Annotated in this window: 20 protein-coding genes; 6 read left to right on the top strand and 14 right to left on the bottom strand. The window is 56.0% G+C overall.

Annotated features, from left to right (window positions below; all coding sequences use genetic code 11):
• The first annotated feature begins 10 nt into the window (after positions 1 to 10).
• Positions 11 to 1,339 (top strand): alpha-L-fucosidase, encoded by a 1,329-nt coding sequence (locus FAES_RS00070; protein ID WP_015329128.1) that lies wholly within the window; start codon positions 11 to 13, stop codon positions 1,337 to 1,339.
• 98 nt (positions 1,340 to 1,437) lie between these two features.
• On the opposite strand, the gene FAES_RS00075 is transcribed toward FAES_RS00070, so the two are convergent.
• The gene (locus FAES_RS00075; RefSeq protein ID WP_015329129.1) at positions 1,438 to 1,974 is read right to left on the bottom strand and encodes a hypothetical protein; all 537 of its coding nucleotides are present in this window, start codon (positions 1,972 to 1,974) and stop codon (positions 1,438 to 1,440) included.
• Between the two features lie 117 nt (positions 1,975 to 2,091).
• Positions 2,092 to 2,877 (bottom strand): YdcF family protein, encoded by a 786-nt coding sequence (locus FAES_RS00080; RefSeq protein WP_015329130.1) that lies wholly within the window; start codon positions 2,875 to 2,877, stop codon positions 2,092 to 2,094.
• A gap of 79 nt (positions 2,878 to 2,956) precedes the next feature.
• Here FAES_RS00080 and FAES_RS00085 point away from each other — a divergent pair, with 79 nt between their 5' ends.
• The 3 genes from FAES_RS00085 to arfB all read left to right on the top strand — a co-directional run bounded on the left by FAES_RS00085 (position 2,957) and on the right by arfB (position 6,066).
• Positions 2,957 to 4,429, top strand: a complete 1,473-nt coding sequence (locus FAES_RS00085) for a thioredoxin-like domain-containing protein (RefSeq protein ID WP_015329131.1) — start codon at positions 2,957 to 2,959, stop codon at positions 4,427 to 4,429.
• A 144-nt stretch (positions 4,430 to 4,573) separates the two neighbouring features.
• Positions 4,574 to 5,512: a 3-oxoacyl-ACP synthase III family protein gene (locus FAES_RS00090; protein ID WP_015329132.1), complete on the top strand. Its 939-nt coding sequence runs from the start codon at positions 4,574 to 4,576 to the stop codon at positions 5,510 to 5,512.
• A 146-nt stretch (positions 5,513 to 5,658) separates the two neighbouring features.
• The gene (gene arfB / locus FAES_RS00095; RefSeq protein WP_015329133.1) at positions 5,659 to 6,066 is read left to right on the top strand and encodes an alternative ribosome rescue aminoacyl-tRNA hydrolase ArfB; all 408 of its coding nucleotides are present in this window, start codon (positions 5,659 to 5,661) and stop codon (positions 6,064 to 6,066) included.
• A 49-nt stretch (positions 6,067 to 6,115) separates the two neighbouring features.
• On the opposite strand, the gene FAES_RS00100 is transcribed toward arfB, so the two are convergent.
• The 9 genes from FAES_RS00100 to gcvT all read right to left on the bottom strand — a co-directional run bounded on the left by FAES_RS00100 (position 6,116) and on the right by gcvT (position 14,417).
• Positions 6,116 to 7,036, bottom strand: coding sequence for a rhomboid family protein (locus tag FAES_RS00100; protein WP_015329134.1), 921 nt, complete (start codon positions 7,034 to 7,036; stop codon positions 6,116 to 6,118).
• Between the two features lie 2 nt (positions 7,037 to 7,038).
• Positions 7,039 to 7,827, bottom strand: coding sequence for a rhomboid family intramembrane serine protease (locus FAES_RS00105; RefSeq protein ID WP_015329135.1), 789 nt, complete (start codon positions 7,825 to 7,827; stop codon positions 7,039 to 7,041).
• Between the two features lie 87 nt (positions 7,828 to 7,914).
• Positions 7,915 to 9,936 carry a DNA mismatch repair endonuclease MutL gene (gene mutL, locus FAES_RS00110; RefSeq protein WP_041258465.1) on the bottom strand — a complete coding sequence of 674 codons (2,022 nt, stop codon included), beginning with the start codon at positions 9,934 to 9,936 and terminating at the stop codon, positions 7,915 to 7,917.
• A 139-nt stretch (positions 9,937 to 10,075) separates the two neighbouring features.
• A complete protein-coding gene (locus FAES_RS00115; RefSeq protein ID WP_015329137.1) occupies positions 10,076 to 10,894 on the bottom strand; it encodes an enoyl-CoA hydratase-related protein in 819 nt (272 codons plus the stop codon).
• Positions 10,895 to 11,023: 129 nt separating this feature from the next.
• A complete protein-coding gene (locus FAES_RS00120; RefSeq protein WP_015329138.1) occupies positions 11,024 to 11,470 on the bottom strand; it encodes a GNAT family N-acetyltransferase in 447 nt (148 codons plus the stop codon).
• 17 nt (positions 11,471 to 11,487) lie between these two features.
• A complete protein-coding gene (locus FAES_RS00125) occupies positions 11,488 to 11,979 on the bottom strand; it encodes an NADH-quinone oxidoreductase subunit C (RefSeq protein ID WP_015329139.1) in 492 nt (163 codons plus the stop codon).
• 124 nt (positions 11,980 to 12,103) lie between these two features.
• Positions 12,104 to 12,814 carry a 2-phosphosulfolactate phosphatase gene (locus FAES_RS00130; protein WP_015329140.1) on the bottom strand — a complete coding sequence of 237 codons (711 nt, stop codon included), beginning with the start codon at positions 12,812 to 12,814 and terminating at the stop codon, positions 12,104 to 12,106.
• A 54-nt stretch (positions 12,815 to 12,868) separates the two neighbouring features.
• On the bottom strand, positions 12,869 to 13,225 hold the full coding sequence (locus tag FAES_RS00135) for a four helix bundle protein (RefSeq protein ID WP_015329141.1): 357 nt from the start codon (positions 13,223 to 13,225) through the stop codon (positions 12,869 to 12,871).
• A gap of 58 nt (positions 13,226 to 13,283) precedes the next feature.
• Positions 13,284 to 14,417, bottom strand: coding sequence for a glycine cleavage system aminomethyltransferase GcvT (gene gcvT / locus FAES_RS00140; RefSeq protein ID WP_015329142.1), 1,134 nt, complete (start codon positions 14,415 to 14,417; stop codon positions 13,284 to 13,286).
• A 417-nt stretch (positions 14,418 to 14,834) separates the two neighbouring features.
• Between gcvT and FAES_RS00145 the strand changes: the two genes are divergently transcribed.
• Positions 14,835 to 15,248 (top strand): hypothetical protein, encoded by a 414-nt coding sequence (locus tag FAES_RS00145; RefSeq protein WP_148289267.1) that lies wholly within the window; start codon positions 14,835 to 14,837, stop codon positions 15,246 to 15,248.
• Positions 15,249 to 15,305: 57 nt separating this feature from the next.
• On the opposite strand, the gene FAES_RS00150 is transcribed toward FAES_RS00145, so the two are convergent.
• Positions 15,306 to 16,628 carry an energy transducer TonB gene (locus FAES_RS00150; RefSeq protein WP_051053995.1) on the bottom strand — a complete coding sequence of 441 codons (1,323 nt, stop codon included), beginning with the start codon at positions 16,626 to 16,628 and terminating at the stop codon, positions 15,306 to 15,308.
• Positions 16,629 to 16,901: 273 nt separating this feature from the next.
• On the opposite strand from FAES_RS00150, the gene FAES_RS00155 reads away from it, so the two are divergent.
• Entirely contained in the window at positions 16,902 to 17,690 is a 789-nt protein-coding gene (locus FAES_RS00155) for a transglutaminase-like domain-containing protein (protein WP_041257284.1), read from the top strand.
• A gap of 3 nt (positions 17,691 to 17,693) precedes the next feature.
• Here FAES_RS00155 and FAES_RS00160 read toward each other — a convergent pair whose 3' ends face one another.
• Positions 17,694 to 18,434, bottom strand: a complete 741-nt coding sequence (locus FAES_RS00160) for a dioxygenase family protein (RefSeq protein WP_015329146.1) — start codon at positions 18,432 to 18,434, stop codon at positions 17,694 to 17,696.
• 35 nt (positions 18,435 to 18,469) lie between these two features.
• Positions 18,470 to 18,640 (bottom strand): twin-arginine translocase TatA/TatE family subunit, encoded by a 171-nt coding sequence (tatA, locus tag FAES_RS00165; RefSeq protein WP_041257285.1) that lies wholly within the window; start codon positions 18,638 to 18,640, stop codon positions 18,470 to 18,472.
• Positions 18,641 to 18,705: the final 65 nt, after the last annotated feature.

Genomic DNA, 18,705 nt, shown 5'->3' on the forward strand with positions numbered 1-18,705 from the left:
TCCCATTGTTATGCGCACGTTACTTGTCCTGCTAAGCCTGTGGTCGCTGTCGGCCGCCGCCCAATCCTACCAGCCTACGGCCGATAATCTGGCCGCCCGTAAGGCCTTTCAAGACGACAAATTTGGCCTCTTCATTCACTGGGGCGTCTACAGTCAGCTCGGTGATGGCGAGTGGGTTATGAACAACCAGCAGATTCCGATCAAAGACTACGAGAAGTTACCCACCTTTTTCAACCCGACGCAATTTGATCCTAAAGCCTGGGTAAGTATGGCCAAAAATGCGGGCATGCGCTACATCACCATCACCAGCAAACACCACGACGGCTTTGCTATGTGGCACTCCAAAGTGAGCCCGTACAACATCGTCGACGCTACGCCCTACAAGAAAGACGCCCTGAAGATGCTGGCCGATGAGTGCAAGGCCCAGGGCATCAAGTTGTTCTTTTACCACTCCCACCTCGACTGGCACCACCCCGACTATTTCCCCCGTGGTAAAACCGGCGGCACCTGGACTGGCCGCCCCGAAAAAGGCAATTTCGACACGTACCTGCGCTACATGGACGCCCAGCTGACCGAGCTGCTAAGTGGCGACTATGGTCCCATTGCCGGTATTTGGTTCGATGGCTGGTGGGATCAGGCGAGAGACGAGATGAACAAAAGCACCCGCGACACCAAAGTCGACTGGCAATTACGACGTACCTACGACCTCATTCACAAGCTGCAACCCGCCGCCCTGATCGGCAACAACCACCACGTGGCCCCGTTTGACGGCGAAGATTTCCAGATGTTTGAGCGCGACCTGCCCGGCCAGAATACCTTCGGCTACAACACCAACGAAGTGAGCCAGCTTCCCCTCGAAACCTGCGAGACCCTCAACGGGGCCTGGGGCTTTAACCTGCGGGACAACCATTATAAGTCGCCCAAAGAGCTGGTTCGGTACCTGGTGAAAGCCGCTGGGCGTAACGCCAATTTCCTGCTCAACGTGGGCCCGATGCCCAACGGCAAAATTCAGCCGGAGTTTGTCAACGCGCTGGCCGAAGTGGGTAAATGGACGCAGCAGTTTGGCGAAACCGTCTATGGCACCCGCGGCGGGCCGGTTGGTCCACGTCCCTGGGGCGTCACAACGGCCAACGGTAAGCGGGTCTTCGTGCACATCCTCGATTGGAACGACGCCCAACTGACGCTGCCCACCCTGCCAACCCGGGTCAAATCAGCCCGGATTTTCGGGAGTAAACAGGCCGTGAAAGTAAGCCAAACCGCCGACGGCGTGCTCCTGACCATGCCCACCGCCCCCGCCGCCAACGCTATTGACACCATCGTCGAGTTGGAAACGGAATAGCCCTGCTAGTAAACAGTGCGTGGTGCGGGATGAACGATACATTGGCTTTTAGGGGCCTTGTTTATTCATCCCGCACCACGCACTGTTTACCACACAGTCTATTGCTGCTTCGTCAGCACCATCGTGTAGGACGTTGGTGTTGGCTGGCCTAGCGGGTCTACATTCAATTGGGTTACAAGTGTCGCCGTGTTCGTTCCCAACGTTTTGGTAGCGGTCACCGTTTGGGTTCCTTTAAGCACCACCTGGGTTTCAGTCTCCGTGTACGTAGTTGAGGGGCCGAAAAAAGTGTTAAATAGCAGTTTCGACTGAGTCGCGTTGGCGCAGGCCGATACTGATGCGGCGTTACTCGTCACGGTATTGTTATTGAACGATAACGTAGTGTTGGCCACACAGCCACCCTCCAACCCATTCAACCCACTAACCAACTCTGATATCGGAAATCCCTGATAGATTAAAGCAGGGTTAATGTTGAGCGCCGTCAGGCGCCAGTTACCTTGTATCGTGGTCAGGTTAGAAGAGCCGCCGGTGCCGGGGTCTTCGGTTTTCTTACAGCTCACCACCAGCGCGAAAACGAGCGAAAGAGCAATAGCATTGGTTAGCAAAAAAACAAGAATTGGACGTTTCGAGGCGATCATATACAGGTAGTTTTTAGTCGAACAGACAACGGCAAAAATGCGTCAAATTGTCTAAATCGCCTGTTTTGAGGCAATTTTGTAATTAAGCGGTTTTGCTCCGTCCCACTCAGCACTGATTCAGACGTACCCCATCGCGGCGTATGTAACGTACCCAACCCATTCTTTGAGCAGGTGCATGGCGTCGGCAAAGGCCTGCTCGTGGGGCACCAGCACGTCGGCCAGCACCAACTGCCCCGGCTGCTGCATGTAGGCCCCGGCAAAGGGCGTAGCCGTAATGCCTTCCCGCGCAAAGCAGGCCAATGCCCGCCGCATATGAAACGCTGACGTAACCACCACGCATTGGCCCGTTTTGTAGTGCTGGCGAAGCAGCCGGGCCGAAAAGAGCGCATTTTCCTGTGTGTTGCGGGAGCGCGTTTCCCAGAGCAGATCGCGGGTGGGTACGCCCGCCAGGTGCAAAAACTGCATGGCCGCTCGCCCTTCCTGCACGGCACCGGTTCCGTAGAAAAACAGACCGCTCTCGCCCCCGCTGATCAGAATCTTCTGCACCCGCCCGGTTTTGTACAGATAGAGCGCCTGCGCCAGCCGGTCGGCCTGCTGCCCCAGCAGCGGACGAGCGGGCGTAACCGTCAGTTTGGTGTTGATCATCCCTCCCGTCAGTACCACGGCAACGGTTGGGCTGCCTTCGACTGGCTGGGGCACCGGTTGAATCGGGCCAACTTCCCAGCGAGGAGCCAGTTGATTATAGACTAAATAGCTGTTTCCCAACACACAAAACAGCAACAGCGACGTACCTACGAGCCGACGGCGATACCGGGGCAGCAGCCACGCACCCACCAACGTACCCAGCAACCACCCCGCCGGTGTCAGAAAATAACCAATCGATTTGGAGAGAATGTAAAACATGGAATGAATATTGACGACTGGTCACTTACGGCAGGGTACTCTTCAATATACAGCGCCCAATATCCGTTAACTTTGTGCTATGAACGTACGTAACTACTGCATGCTGTTGCTAGGGCTGGGCCTGGGGGTTGTCTCCCTGTTGGCGTCGGCCCAATCACCCGAGGGGCATCGGATCGCTGGCCGCATTCGGGGCCTGAAAGATACCACCGTTGTGTTGGCGCATTACCAGTATGATGCGACTCACTACGTGCCGAAAGATACCGCCCGCGTCGATGCCGGTGGCAATTTCGTGTTCCAAAGCCGCAAGAAGCTTCCCGAAGGCCTCTATCTGGTTGTTCTGCCCAAAGGCCGATACTTCGACCTGATGCTGGCCGAGCAGCAATTCAGCTTCGAGACCGACACGACGGACCTGATCGGTAGCCTGAAAAGTGCCGGCTCCGTCGAGAATGCAGCGTTTTATGGGTATCAGCATAAGCTCAAAAGTATTTTCGACCAGATGGGTAAGCTCGATAAGCTACCCAAATCGGACGTAACGGCGCAGCAGATGAAAGCCCTGCAAACGGAAGCAGCTACGTATCGAAAAGAGTTTCTGGCCAAGAACCCCAAACTCCTGACCAGCAAAATTCTGCTCGCCTCGGCCGACCCCGACGTACCTGCGCCGCCCAAAGCCGCCAACGGCCGCCCCGATTCGATCTGGCAGTTCAACTACTACAAGAATCACTTCTGGGATAACTTCGACCTCACCGACGATCGGATGCTGCGCACCTCGCTGTTGCAGCCCCGCATCGATCGCTACATCAAAGAGCTGACCTTCCAGCAGGTAGACTCGCTCACCAAGGAGGCCGACATGCTCATCAAGCGGGCAGGCCCCAGCAAAGACATGCGTAATTACCTCATCTGGTACCTGACCAGCCAGTATGAGCGCCCCAAAGTGCTGGGCACCGACGGCCTGTTTATTCACCTCGTGGAGAATTACTGGCTGAAAGGGCAGTTTGATAACCTCGACTCCACCACGCGCAAAACCCTAACCGAGCGCGTCGCCATCCTGAAGCCGTTGCAAGTGGGTAAGCCGTTCCAGATGCCCGTCGTAGGCGATACGCTCACCCGGCCCATCAACCTGGCGCAGGCTACCACCGGAGCCGACTACACGGTGATGTTCTTCTACGCCCCTCATTGCGGTCACTGCCGCGAAGCTGCCCCTAAGGTGAAGCAGTTTACCGACTCGCCCGCGGGCAAGGGCGTGAAGGTCGTAGCGGTGGCCATCGAGGACTCGGCCGACGACTGGAAGAAGTTTATCCGCGAGTTCAAGCTGACCAATTGGGTCAACGGTTATGATCACAGCCAGCGCATCGACTTCCGCCGCCAGTATGACGTATACAGTACTCCGACGGTTTATGTATTGGATAAGAACCGGAAAATTATTGCCCGCGCCCTGCCCGCCGAAGACATTGGCAACTTTATCGAGTTCAGCCGGAAGCAGGCAGCCAGCAAAGCACCGGCGGCCAGCGCCACCACCAAGCCTGCGCCTAAGCAAAAGGTAAGTGGCCGGTAACGAATGGACCGCTCAATCGGATTGATGGCATTTTACCTATTCCTTATAGGACAATACCTATTATACATACCACGTTTTCTTAGAAGCCTTTAACTTTCGCTTTCAATTCAGTTGTTGGCTTTGTAGGCCAAGTTAAATCGGCTCATGTTTATTCACGCAGTTAGCCACTATTTGCCTGCTCAAGTAGTTGGTAACGATCATTTTACCCGGCTCAACGGGCTATCAGACGAATGGATTACTACCCGAACAGGTATTAGTGAACGCCGGAAAGCCGCACCGGGCGAGAACACGAATACAATGTCGATCGAGGTGGTCAACCACCTCATGGCCAAAGCCGACTTAAGTACCGTTGATCTGATTGTAGGCGCGACGTACACCCCGCATGATACCATCGTGACGCTGGCTCACGTGGTGCAGAACCACCTCAACATTGCCGATATCCCGACGGTCTCGGTGTCATCGGCCTGCTCGTCGCTGCTCAATGCCATCGAGATCGTAGAAGGCTATTTTGCGTTGAACAAAGCTACCCGGGCGCTGGTGGTCGTTTCGGAACACAACACCGGCTATTACAACGAAGACGATACGGTGTCGGGCCACCTGTGGGGCGATGGCGCGGCGGCTCTGCTAATCACGCGGGAACGGCAGTCGGACCGGGATCTGACGATCAAAGGTCTGCTCACCGGGGGCGCGGCGCATGCCGGTAAAGCCGTCGAAGCGGTTGTGTTGCAGCCGCTGGAACGGGGCGTGATCATGCCCTATGGCCGCGACGTCTTCCAGAATGCCTGTGTCTATATGCCCAAAGCCAGCCTCCAGATTCTGGCCAAATTCGGCCTAACCGCCGCCGATGTCGATTATGTGTTGCCGCATCAGGCCAACCTGCGCATCAGCCGGAACGTGATGCAGACACTGGGCCTACCCGAAGAAAAACTCATTTCAAACATTCAATACCTCGGCAATACGGGCTGCGCCGGTTGCGCCATCGCCCTGTCTGAGCGTTGGGACTCGTTCCAGCCCGGTGAACGCATCGTGGTTACGGTCTTCGGTGGAGGCTATTCCTACGGCGCGATGCTGGTAGAGGTATAATTTTTTAATGAGCACGCGGATGACGTGGATTTTGGCGATGATCGCGGATTTAAAAGAAGTCTGAACCGCAAAGCCTGTTCGTTCTAATCAATCAAAAAATTCGCGACTATCCCAGGAAATCTGCGTCATCCGCGTGCCAAAAAACCATGCTTTTCGATCCCCGCAGTTTACATTCCGATCTTCGCTTTCAGTTTGCGCGCAGTGGCGGTGCGGGCGGGCAGAACGTCAACAAAGTAGCCACTAAGGCCGAACTCCGCTTCAGCGTGCGCGAATCGACCTTGCTGACCGACGAGCAGCGCGCCACCCTACTCGATAAACTGGCCAACAAACTCACCACCGAGGGCGAGCTCGTCCTGACGCACCAGACCGAACGTACCCAGCTTGCCAACCGCGAGAAGGTGATCAAGAAGTTCGACCGGTTAATCGCCAAGGCCTTCGAGGTACCCAAGCCCCGCAAAGCAACTAAGCCCAGCGCCGGCATGATTGCCCAGCGGCTCGACCAAAAAAAACGCCGGAGCGAGGTTAAAGCCTCACGCCGGCGCATTGATGATTGATTCTTCTATAAACCTTATAGGTTTTCAAAACCTATAAGGTTTGCTGTCTTCATGACTTCTGGCTTGCCCGGAACAGTTTCTGTTTCTCTTCGCGGGTGAGGCTTTCGTAGCCTGAGCGGCCAATCTTATCCAGAATTGCATCGACTTCGTCCTGATCGGGAATCCCGACGTGCGTGGCGGAACTGCCCGCAGCCGCATAGGCGCTGGGCGTCGTTTGCGCGCTACGCTGGCGCTGCGACACCTTCACCGGTGGTTTTGCCCGGAACAAATTGCTCCAGATGTCCATCACCCAATAGACTGGGCGGCCCATGTCGCTGCCGTTTTGCAGCAGCTTGATGTAAACAAACCCAACCAGCGCCCCGCCAATGTGAGCCAAGTTGCCACCAGCGTTGTTACCAACCGAGTTGAAGAAGGACAGTACCACGAAAAACAGCACGATGTATTTGATGCGCACTGGCCCGATGAAGAGCAGGTGGAACGTGTAGTTCGGCAACAGCGTAGCCGCACCCACGGCTACCGACAACGCCGCGCCCGACGCGCCCAGCAGCACCTGCCCGCCAACCTGATTATTGAAATACGGCACCAGGTTATAGGCTACGAAATAGCAGAGCCCGCCGCCCAACGCACCCATGATATACAACCCAACCAGCCGACGGCTGCCGAGGTATTCTTCGATGAGGCGGCCAAACCAATACAGGAAGACCATGTTCCACAGAATATGGAACGGATCGTAATGCGTGAAGGAATAGGTCAGCACGGTCCACGGTTTGCGCAGTAGCGCACCCGGTTGCCAGGGCATCATGAGCTGGTCAAGCGTCCACTGGTAGTATTCGGTGTGGTTGGTGAGTTTCGAGACGACCAGCACCAGAATCACAGCCAGGAAAATGACCGTGTTAATCAAAATCAACTGCACCAACGTGTTGTTGGGCTTGTTGAATTCGGACTTGAAATCATCTAGTAGTCCGCTCATTGTTAGTAAAATGTTTTTCGTTGAGATTCCCAGACCTTAATGATGATATAAGCGAAAAGCATACCACCAATGTGCGCAAAATGGGCCACCCCGTCGGCCTGCGCCCGATACACGCCCGTGTAAATCTCCCAGAGGGCATAGGCCCCTACGAGGTACTTGGCTTTGATCGGGATAGGGGGAAACAGCAGGAACAATTGCGTGTTCGGGAACAATAGGCCAAACGCCATTAACACCCCGAAAATTGCCCCCGAAGCCCCCACCATCGGCGTGTTGACCTGCGTGGCTACATAAGCGGTTAAAATCTTGCGCCCTCCCTCAATATACGCCGGATTTTCCGGGTCAGCATCGAATTTCTGAATAAACGGCTCGATGTTATCGTAGATCGAAGAAGCGTACCCATTGATAAACCCAATAAACTCACCGTTGGTTGGGTTGGCCCGGTAAGTTTCGAACGCCTGCACCAGCCCGGCGGTCTCGTAATAGTTCACAGCGAGGTATAACGCCGCTGCGCCCAGGCCCGTGAGCAGGTAAAAAGTTAGGAAACGGCTCGCGCCCCACGTCTTTTCGAGCAGCGGCCCGAAGACCAGCAACCCCAGCATGTTACTGAACAAATGGCTAAAGTTGCCATGCATGAACATGTGGGTGATGAGTTGAATAATGTTGAACTGTTGCGACAGCAGGGAGTGCAGCGCAAACTGATCGATCACCTCTTCGCGCACCGACGAGGTTAAAAAATAGACCAGTACGTTAACCAGCAACAGCGTGCGAACGGCAGGAGTAAACGAAAACATAAGTTGTAGACCGAAGCTGACACCCCGGCGGGTCACTCGTAGTGGGGCAATACGTATCGAAGCGGGTGCCTCAACATACCTAACTCATTACGGTTTAAATAATTCAGCTAATTTATCCAATGTCAATACCGTGGTGATCGCCTCACCACCCGGCGTGTAACTAGGGCTGGCCGATCCAAACAGTTGATCGACGAGCGCCCGCCGTTCGGCCTGCGTCATCGGTTTCAGATGGCGACTTGCCGACCGACGCGCCAGCGAACGAGCCAGCGCTTCGAGCCGGTCCAGTTTAAGCCGACCCGTATCTTCCCGCAGTTGCGCCAATAAATTGGCAAATAATTCTTCCTCGCGTTCCTCGCCGATCTGCACCGGCACGCCCCGGATCAGGAACGTGTTGGGGCCCGCCTCGTCGAACTGAAAGCCGACGCTCTCCAACTCCTCGCGTACGTCGAGCGCCAACTGAAAATCAACGGCCGACACAGTGACGGTTTTGGGGAACAACAGTTGCTGCGACGACCCACTCCGCTTGGTCAGCGCTGAATGAAACTGATCGTACAGGATGCGTTCGTAGGCGCCGCGTTGATCGATGAGCAGCACCCCCGATTTGACGGTCGTCAGCAGGTAGCGGTTCTTCACCTGAATCACGGCCGTTTCTACGTCGTCGGGAATGGCCTGTCCAGGTACGTCGCCACTCAGCTGGTTGGCCCGGCTGCCCATCTTCGTCACCATATCCGTAACTACGTCGGCAACGGGCGGTTGGCTTTCCGTAGCGCCAGCAACCGGGTTTGACACGACCGGCTGGGGCGTAGGCGCTACGCTGGGCTCGATCCAGCTGACATCGTGCGTCAGCGGTTTGTCGGGCTTTGGTTTGGCTTTGGCTGGTGCACCGGCGCCTTCAAAAAGCGCCTGCCAGTTTTGGGGTGTTGGCTTCCGGTACGCCTCAGCGGGTGGCGGCGTTGGGTTGCTACGTGGCGTGTCGGCCGCTGGGGTCGCCGGTTTGGCCCAGGAAGGCGTAACCGGTTTAGGGGCACTAGCCGCCTGAGCGGCCGCAATCGACAGGGCATCGCGCCCACCCCGATTCAGGAAATTAACGTCTGACTCAAAGTTGAGCGACGGCGACAAGTTATACACCCCCATCGCCTTCCTGACGGCGGCCATTACAATGGCGTACACCGACCGTTCGTCGTCGAACTTGATCTCGGTTTTGGTGGGGTGAATATTGATGTCGATATGCGACGGGTCGATTTCGATGAACAGCACGTAAAATGGGTGGTGTCCTTCAGGAATCATGCCCTCGTAGGCCCCCACCACGGCATGGTGGAGGTAGTTGTGCTTAATGTAGCGATTGTTGACAAAGAAATACTGCTCGTTGCGCGTCTTGCGGGCCGATTCGGGCTTGCCGATATAGCCGTGCACCGACACGTAGGGCGTTTCTTCGTCGCACGACGCCAGTTGCTCGCGGTAGGCCTTGCCAAACATGTCTACGATGCGGCGGCTCAGCTTGCCCGCGGGCAGGTTGAACACCTCCTGATCGTTGTGAAAGAGCGAAAAGGCCACTTCAGGGTTGGCCAGCGCAATGCGCTGAAACTCGTCGATGATGTGGCGCATCTCGACGGAGTTGGATTTGAGGAAGTTACGTCGAGCCGGTACGTTAAAAAACAGGTTCTTGACGAGCAGATTCGTCCCCGGCAGGCACGAGACCGCCTCCTGCGCCTTTATTTCCGAGCCTTCAATGCGCACCAACGTACCCAGCTCGTCGTCGGCGCGGCGGGTACGCATTTCCACTTGCGCCACGGCGGCAATCGACGCCAGCGCCTCGCCCCGGAAGCCCATCGTCCGGATCTTGAACAGATCGTCGGAGGTGCGGATCTTGGACGTGGCGTGCCGTTCAAAACTCATCCGGGCATCGGTCTCGGTCATGCCCTTTCCGTCGTCGATCACCTGTACCAACGTCCGGCCGGCATCCCGCACCACCAGTTGCACCGATTTGGCACCCGCATCGACGGCGTTTTCCAGCAACTCCTTCACCACCGACGCCGGGCGTTGCACTACCTCACCAGCGGCAATCTGGTTGGCAATCGAATCGGGTAGGAGTTGAATGATATTCTGCATACTAAAAGGGCGTTCGTCAGTAGCCATCTAGCAATAGTGGCGTCAGCCGAAAGAGCCGGATGGCGTATCCGGTGCGGTTGAGGCAAGGCAAATGACTACTGACCTAACAGCAAAAAGCCCAAAATAGTGGCCTGCAACCCTACTGATTTCGCCAGTTTGGCGCGCGTTTTTCCAGAAAAGCAGCCATGCCTTCGCGGGCGTCGTCGGTTTGTTGGATCTGCCCAAACTGATCGTGCAAAAAAGCCTGCTGCTGGCTCTGAGGCAGGTTTTTGAGTTGCTCGTAGGCCTTCAGCCCAAACCGCAAAGCCGTGGGTGAAACGGCCGTCAGGTCGGCCACGAGGGTCGCTACCGTCTGGTCAATTTCTGCCGCAGGCACGGCATGTGTAACCAGCCCGTTGGCCAGCGCCTCGGCCGCGCTCAGCGACTGCCCGCGCAGGCACAGATCGAGTGCCTTGCGGGCGGGCATGAGGTCGAGCAGAATCGCCAGCACCTGAAACGGAAACAGGCCTCGCTTCACTTCGGGCAACGCAAACACCGCCGACTCGGCCGCGACGGCATAAGTAGCGCCCCCCACCAGCAGAAAGCCACCGGCGTAGACACTCCCCTGCACCCGCACGATACTTGGTTTGTGCAAACCCACCATCAGCTCCCCCAGCCGAACCGGCCCGGCGGGCAGCGGCACTGTATCGCCCCTGGTCTCGCCCGCCTGCAACGCTTTCAGGTCCATCCCCGCGCAGAACGTGTCGCCCGCCGCGGCCAGTACCACCACCCAAACGGCGGGCGTATGGTGCGCGTAGGCGAGCGCGTAGGCCAGTTCGTTGAGCAGCGTGGGATTGAGGGCGTTCTTTTTCTCAGGCCGGTTGAGGGTCAGCGTGAGCACGTGGTCGCGCTCGTCGACCAGCAAATGCCGCAGCGGGCGCGTGCGCAAATTAGCAACCTGATCGGGTGTGTAGAGCATAGGAGCTTGGTAATGAATAATGGACGATGTACAATGAATGATGTATAGTGCGGTCCGCCGCTGCGGTATAATGAGCCGAGTTACGGGCCCGCATCATTTATTGTACATTGTACATCATTCATTATACATTCATAAACTTTTCCGAAAGCAGATACTATCGGGCATACCGACGTACTGGCCGTAATTAGGTGTGCGTTCGTAGCCCCACTTTGTGTAGAGTTGAACGGCGCCGGGCAGTTTCACGCTCGTTTCGAGCACACAGGCCGTGTATCCTTCTTCGTGGCTCCACCCTTCCAGTTCAGCCAGGATGGCTTGGGCGATACCCTGCCCGCGGTGGGCGGGATCAACGAACATTCGTTTGATTTCGGTTGCCTGTTGGTCAAACGGTTTAAAAGCCCCGCACCCCACAGGTACGTCGTTTACGTAGGCCACGACCACGTACCTGAGCGCATCGATGGTGTTGAACTGCCGGTAATACGCGTCGTCGCTCCCGTTCACGCCCGTCAGGTACGTGTCGAGCGCCAGCACGAGCCTCTGAAAATCAGTATGATCCGACGTGGTTCGTAGCAACGTCATGGCGAAGGGGGCAGTCGTTATTTGGTTGAAATGCCGTGGTACCGGTCGGGTTCTTGGTAGTCGGTGCGGAGCGGGTGGCCCTCCCAGTCGGTGGGGAGCAGGATGCGGCGCAGGTCGGGGTGGCCGGTGAAGTGAATACCGACCAGGTCGAAGGCTTCGCGCTCGTGCCAGTCGGCGGTGCGCCAGACGCCCGACAGGCTGGGTACGTTCGGCAGGGCTTGGGCATCCGCCGGATTCTGACGCGGGATGGTCAGCTTCAGCATCAGATCGTGCCCGTAGGGAATCGACGTCAGGTTGTAGATGACCTCCATTGTGTTCTTTTCCAAGCCGTTATCGATGGCGGTTACGCAGGCGAGCAAGTCGAAGAACAGGCGTTCATCATTCCGCAGAAACTGGCCGAGCGCCACCAGTTCCTCGGCCTGCACGGTCAGGTAAGGCAGGAAGTTGGCCGTGACGGCCTCCACCGTGAAGCGTTCGGCCAGGTACGTATGGAGTTCGGAAAACGTCATAGGGCGTAATCGATTGGCACGCAGATGAAACGAATTTAGGGGATGATCGCGGCTTACAGAACGTTAATCGACGTGCTATGGGCGTCAGTGCTTTGAATCCGTTTCATCCGCGTTCCTACCTTCTTTACACGTCCATTCGCACGAGCGCGCTACCGCGCAGGACGGGCACAACATCGTACAGATCGTGCTGGAGACAGTAAGCAATGTCTTTCTGGATACCCAGCCGCTGCAACCGCCGGATGTGCGACGCATTGGCCAAGTAGTTGATCAGGTTGTCTTTACCATCGACATACAGGCGGTGGGCCATCAGGGCACCGTCTTCGTTCAGTGCGTATTCATCGCGGAGCCGGTCGGCGAGAGCACCGGCGAAGAGCGTATCCTCGAGGTTCACGCGCCCTTTCCAGCCTGCACACAGCACGAGCACGTCGTAGGGCTGGGTACGTAGGTACCGGGCCACCGCTTCCAGGTTCAGAAATGACCCAACAAGCACCTTCACCGCCGCCCGCGACTTGGTGATGGCGAGTGTACCGTTGGTGGTGGTCATGGCAATATCGGCTCCCTGCAACCGCTCGTCCATGTAGCTGAAGGGCGAGTTGTCGAGGTCGAAGCCTTCGACCGTGCGGGCGTTGCGCTCGGCGGCAGCCAGGTAGCCTCGCTGTTGCAGGTCGCGACACTCGTCGACGGTGGCGACGGGGATGATGCTGCCTACACCATAGGCAAAGGCCGTCACCATGCAGCTCGTCGCCCGGAATACGTCGGCCACCACGACAATGGTGTTATCAACGGTATGGAGATGCAGTAAATCAGGCGTTAAGCAAACGTCAAGGTTATTCATACAAAAAGTCTGGAAAGTCGTTCAGGAGCAGTCCAGAGTCTGGAAAGTCGTTAGTTAATAAGCTTTGTTAAGTTTATTGATCAACCCGGAAAGTATCCGCTTGATCTCTGTGCATAAAAGCAGTGCTTCGTTGAGGCTTTGATCATCCATAAAATTCAGACGATACGCTAAGTAGAGCATTGATTTTACCTCTGCGTTCGAGCCTTTGGCAATGTAAAGAAACCGGCAAAAATCGGCGTCTGAGCCTCGCTCAAATCCCTCAGCTATGTTATTCGATACCGAAACAGCCGCCCGGCAGATTTGATCCTTGAAGCTATAATCCTTCAACAGGTGAAACTTATCGTAGACCAAAACGGCTAACCCCTGCGCTTTCTGCCAGGCAATAATATCCTCAAACTGGTTGATAGTCAAATGTGTAGGTGGATACCCGAACCAACGAACATACGACTTTCCAGACTTCGACTATCACCTAAACCGACTTTCCAGACTTTAGGAATGGCATTTTAACAACCTCGGCTTTGAGGAGCTTGTCGCGGACTTTCACGAAGATTTCGGTGCCAGGCTTGCTCAGGTCGGTGGGTACGTAGCCCATGCCGATGCCCTTGCCCAGCGTCGGCGATTGGGTGCCCGAGGTTACCTCGCCCACCACGGTACCGTCGGCGGTGCAGAGCTCGTAGTGGCTGCGCGGAATGCCCCGGTCGATCATCGAAAAACCAACCAGCTTGCGCGTCAGGCCGGCCTCTTTCTGCGCTTTCAGGGCGGGGGCGTTCACAAAATCATGCGAGCCCGAACCGGTGGTAAATTTAGTAACCCAACCCAGCCCGGCTTCGAGCGGCGAGATGTCGTCGGTGATGTCGTTGCCGTAGAGACAGAAACCCGCTTCGAGGCGGAGGGTGTCGCGGGCACCGAGGCCAATGGGCTTGATGCCATAGGGCTTACCAGCCTCCAGAATGGCGTTCCAGACGGCTTCAGCCTGATGGTTGGACACGTAGATTTCAAAGCCCCCCGCGCCGGTGTAGCCCGTTGCCGACACGATCACGTTGGCCATCCCGGCAAAATCGGTTTTCTCGAAGGTGTAGTAGCTCATCGAGTCGAGCAGGACGTTGGTCAGCGGCTGTAACGCCTTGGCGGCCAACGGCCCCTGCACGGCAAAGAGGCACATGTCGTCGGAGACGTTGACCATCTCCAGCGGGGCGCCGGGCCGGTCATACTCGGCGGCGTACTGGCTGATCCAGTTCCAGTCTTTTTCGATGTTCGAGGCGTTGACCACGAGCATGTATTCAGTGGCTGAAATCCGGTACACGAGTAGGTCATCGACGGCACCGCCACGGTCGTTGGGCAGGTACGAATACTGCACCTTCCCATCATAGAGCGCGCTGGCGTCGTTGGCCGACACGCGCTGAATGAGGTCGAGCGCGCCTTCACCTTTCAGGATGAACTCACCCATGTGCGAGACGTCGAAAATACCGACGGCGTTGCGGACGGTGTTGTGCTCGTCGAGATCAGAGCTATAACGAACGGGCATTTCATAGCCCGCAAAGGGAACGATCTTGGCTCCCAACGCCCGATGAACGGCGTCGAGCGGTACGGTTTTCAGCGACATGTTGACGGTTTTGATGCCGCAAAAGTACGGGAAAGCGGGTGAGGATGGATGCTGAGTTTACGTAAACAAAAACAAAGCAAATGGTCGCTTTATAAAAATACAGACACATCAAGTGCCGTTATTTCGAGTAAAGCTTACTTATTCAGCTTATCATCTCCGCTTACCAAACGTCTCTCAGTCGTGCTCAACGGTCCTTCATACAAAACAGCGCTTATGCTGCTGATACTATTTCTGGCATCATCTCAGGCCAAAAGCGCTGCTCCATGGGCTGTTAAACAGAACCGTTCTGACCACGGGCGGGCTTTATCCGCCCACTCTACCGACACGCTTAGCCGTCATGGCATGCGGGAAGAATCAAGCAGACGACAGTTAGCCATCATGAGATTAGATATCCCTTTTGCCGTAAATGGCCAACTTATGACCTTATGCGGCCAGATCGTGTGCAATGTTACTTCGCAGACGATCGTCTCATCGGAGTTGTTCCTGTATGGCCCGGGCGCTCCCGACAAACAGACAAACTATGTACCTCCCGTCGCGGCTTACAATCCCGACGGTTCTATCGAGTTTATCGGGAACCTGGGTTTTCAGTACAAGGCAACGCTTGAGCGAAAACTGGTCGACCATGCCGGTGCAGCGATCACCCTCGGTACAGGGTCTCCAGCTCAGTTAGTCAGTGAGCATAGTCGGGAACAAGCCTATACGCTTTATCCGGCCGACATTCTCTACATCCGCTTTACGATCGATGACAAGGCTGGGCGTGGTCAGGGTGAAGTCCAACTGGGTGGAACGAAGGGGGCCGTTTACCGGTATCGGATCATCCCCCGCAAATAAGGGGGCGGCGGCTATCCAGTTAACTCTACGTCATCCGCGTTCCCAGATGGTTCCCAACTAGCCCAGCTGAAACGCAATGGGCAGGCTGTATTTTACCCGAATGGGTTTGCCACGCTGACTGCCGGGCTTCCACAGCTTATTCATGCGCTTCACCACCCGCAATGCCTCCCGGTCGAGCGACTTGTGTACGCCACGCAACAGCTTGAAATCGCACAGCGACCCGTCGGTACAAACGGTGAAGCTGACAAACACTTTACCCATAATACCTGCCCGTTGCGCATCGACTGGGTACGTTATGTTCTGCGCCAGAAAGGCATACATCTCTTTCTGTCCCCCCTCGAATTCGGGGCTTTTCAGTGCTTCGCTATACGTCGTTGTTTGTCCGTTGATCGTGGTTTTACCGCCCAAACACTGGCCCTGCTCATAACGCTCTTCGTACTGGTAGGAACCGTCGGCGGTCTGCCCTTTCCATACGCCGTGCTGAAAGCCGTTCAGGTAATCCCCTTCTTCGGTCAGCAGGGTTTGTTTAGCCTTATCCTGCGAAGAGGCGACCCACTGATGATTGATCGAATGGCCGTTTCCGTTGGTTACCAGTTGCCGGCCGGTGCTGTCCCACTCCATATCAACCCGGTACGAGCCAACCATCTTATCGTTCGGGTCATCGATGACCCACTGCTGCGTTCGTTTCAGTAAACCACTTGAGAAGTAGGCCACGCGGCGCTTCGTCATATTATCTTCCTGCAAAGCCACTTGCCCGTTCCGGTGGTAGTAGGTAGTCGGGCTTTCATTCCGGTCGGCCGATTCGGTTTTCAAGAGGCTACCGTCCAGCCGTAGTGTGTAGATCATGCCGATCCAATCGCCGTCGGGCTGTTTGTGGCCGATCATAACCGTCGAGTCCATGTCTTCCGATTCGGAATGAACGCGCGTGAACGGAAAACGAGCTACTTCTTTGCCAGGCACCCCTTTGCTGGCCTTGCAGATGCGCAGATCGCCAGTTGGGAGGCCGGTGGTTGTATCAACGGGCAGAATAATCACTTTATCAGCCGTGGCGGGGTCGGCCGAAAGAACATCATCTTTATAATACATCATCGAATTGCCCTGCGCGTAATAGACGGGGGCATTCGCCTGAAACGTGACCGGGTACGTCACCGCCTGCCGAACTGGTTTGCCGCCTTTCAGGGCAGGGCGCCAGAAATTGGCGTGGCGCATTACCCGAAGAGCTTCCTGATCGCAATCGGGCCGCAGGCCACGCAGAATTTGTACGTCGGAAAGCCGACCGTCTGTCTCAACGATCCCTTTGACCGTCACCCGCCCCGTTGCATTGGCAACGCGGGCCATAAATGGCTTGTCGAGATGCGTTTTCAGGAATGAATTGAGCATCGGCAGCCCACCGCGGGGCGCGGCTACGGAGTCTACCTCAAACGGTTGATATACAGGTTCCTGCGCCCAGGCACTGAAAAAACATGAGCTAGTAAGGAATAAGGTTAGGCAGCTTGATACGATAGAACGCAACCACATAGCGAATCAGGACTCGTTTTTTGTAGCCCAATATAGCCAATAAGACGACAGTAGCTAACAATTTTCAGTTACATCAAGTTGAGCACAGTTGTTATCTTTGATGTGGTTCATCCCATTCACTTCCCCAAAAACACTATGAAATTGTCGGCTGGCTGCGATTTACAGTTCGATGTAGAGGCTGAAACGCCTATGGTCCTGATGCTACGCCCCCGGTCGGGTGCCGGGCAATGGGTGATCAGCGAAGAATACACCATCGTGCCACCCGTACCTGTTACTGAGTTTACCGATTTGTATGGTAATCTGTGCCAGCGCCTGATGGCCCCCGCCGGTCCGCTTCAGGTACGTACCCAGATGGTCGTTCAAACCGACGACGGCATTGATGTGCAGCCCGGCGCGCCACTGACACTGGTGCAGGATCTGCCCGATGATGTACTGCATTTTCTGCTGCCCAGCCGCTATTGCCCCGCCGATCAGCCCGAGATTAGCCAACAGGCCAGCTCGATTATCGAGGGCGTGGAGCCCGGCTACGATCAGGCCGAAGCCATCCGCCACTGGATCAACACCAACCTGACGTATCAGTATGGCACCAGCGATGCTACCACGTCGGCACTGGAAACCCTGCAAAAACGCATTGGTGTTTGCCGCGATTTCACCCACCTGGGCATTTCGCTGTGCCGCAGCCTGAATATCCCGGCCCGGATGGTGGTGGGGTATCTGCACGAACTGAAGCCCATGGACCTGCACGCCTGGTTTGAGGCCTATGTGGACGGCCGCTGGTTTACGTTCGACGCTACCCAAACAACGCCAAAAGGCAACCGGATTACGGTTGCCTATGGTCGTGATGCGGCCGATGTGGCCTTTGTGACTCAGTTTGGCCCGGCTACGCTCCAGAATATGAGTGTCTGGGTCGATACCGCGTCCTAGCGGCTAGGCGCTTACCACGATGGTGTGAGTCAGCGTATACCCCGCCGACACACTGCCCGACAGCGTAGCGAGTTCGTTCGTGTAGCCATCGCTGAAGACATTGTCGCGCTCGTTGAGCGTATCCTGCGCCCCTTTGGTATAGCCCTGCGCGGTGGCTGTGGTGTAGACCGTATTCGTCACGTCGTAGGGGAAAGCAATCTGGGTCACCAGCAGCGATTTACCCGCCGAGTTGTAGATGTGCACGTGAATGTGGGGGGCCCGACCCGAATACCAGCCGGGGAAGATGGAGGTGAAACTCACCAGCCCGTTGGTGTCGGTGGTCTGACGACCGCGCAGGAAATCCACGCTCTGAAAGTTGACGCTCTGCATGCCGGTGCCGCCATATTCTGAATAGTAGCCGTCTTTATCGCAATGCCAGATATCGACCAGCGCGCCCGACAGCGCCGCACAACTGGCATTGCCATTCTTGATCGTGATATTTATGGCCAAGGCCACGCCGGTACGGTCATCGCGAATATCTTTCCGCAAGAAGTTGGCCGGTACTTTGGTTGGGAAAGGCCCTTCCGTTTCGGAAGGCGTTACTGAGCAGTTGGTCGATGAGCTGCCGTTGGTGGAGCCACCCGACGTGGTGCTCCCTCCCGTTGTGGTAGTCGGATCGACCGAGGTGGTATTTTTGCAGGCGACTACAGCGGCAAGGCCAATCAGGCTACCAAAACCGCGCTTCAGAAATTCGTTACGTTCCATATAGAGTTAAGTTGACAATTGAGGTGAGGCTGCGTTTACCGGGTGGATGCGTCTTCGATCGTTGACTGGATAGCCTGGGTGGCGTCTTTAAACTCGCGAATGCCTTTACCCAGTCCACGAGCCAGATCGGGTAGCTTTTTTGCACCGAAGAGCAGCAGAACAACTGCCAGAATCAGGACGATTTCAGCTGTACCTAGACCAACCATAGGGGCGTGCTTCAACCTCTTTTCTGTGTATATGTACTTATAACGCAGCCTTAGCCACCCACCGT

The sequence above is a fragment of the Fibrella aestuarina BUZ 2 genome, from assembly GCF_000331105.1.
GTDB lineage: Bacteria > Bacteroidota > Bacteroidia > Cytophagales > Spirosomataceae > Fibrella > Fibrella aestuarina.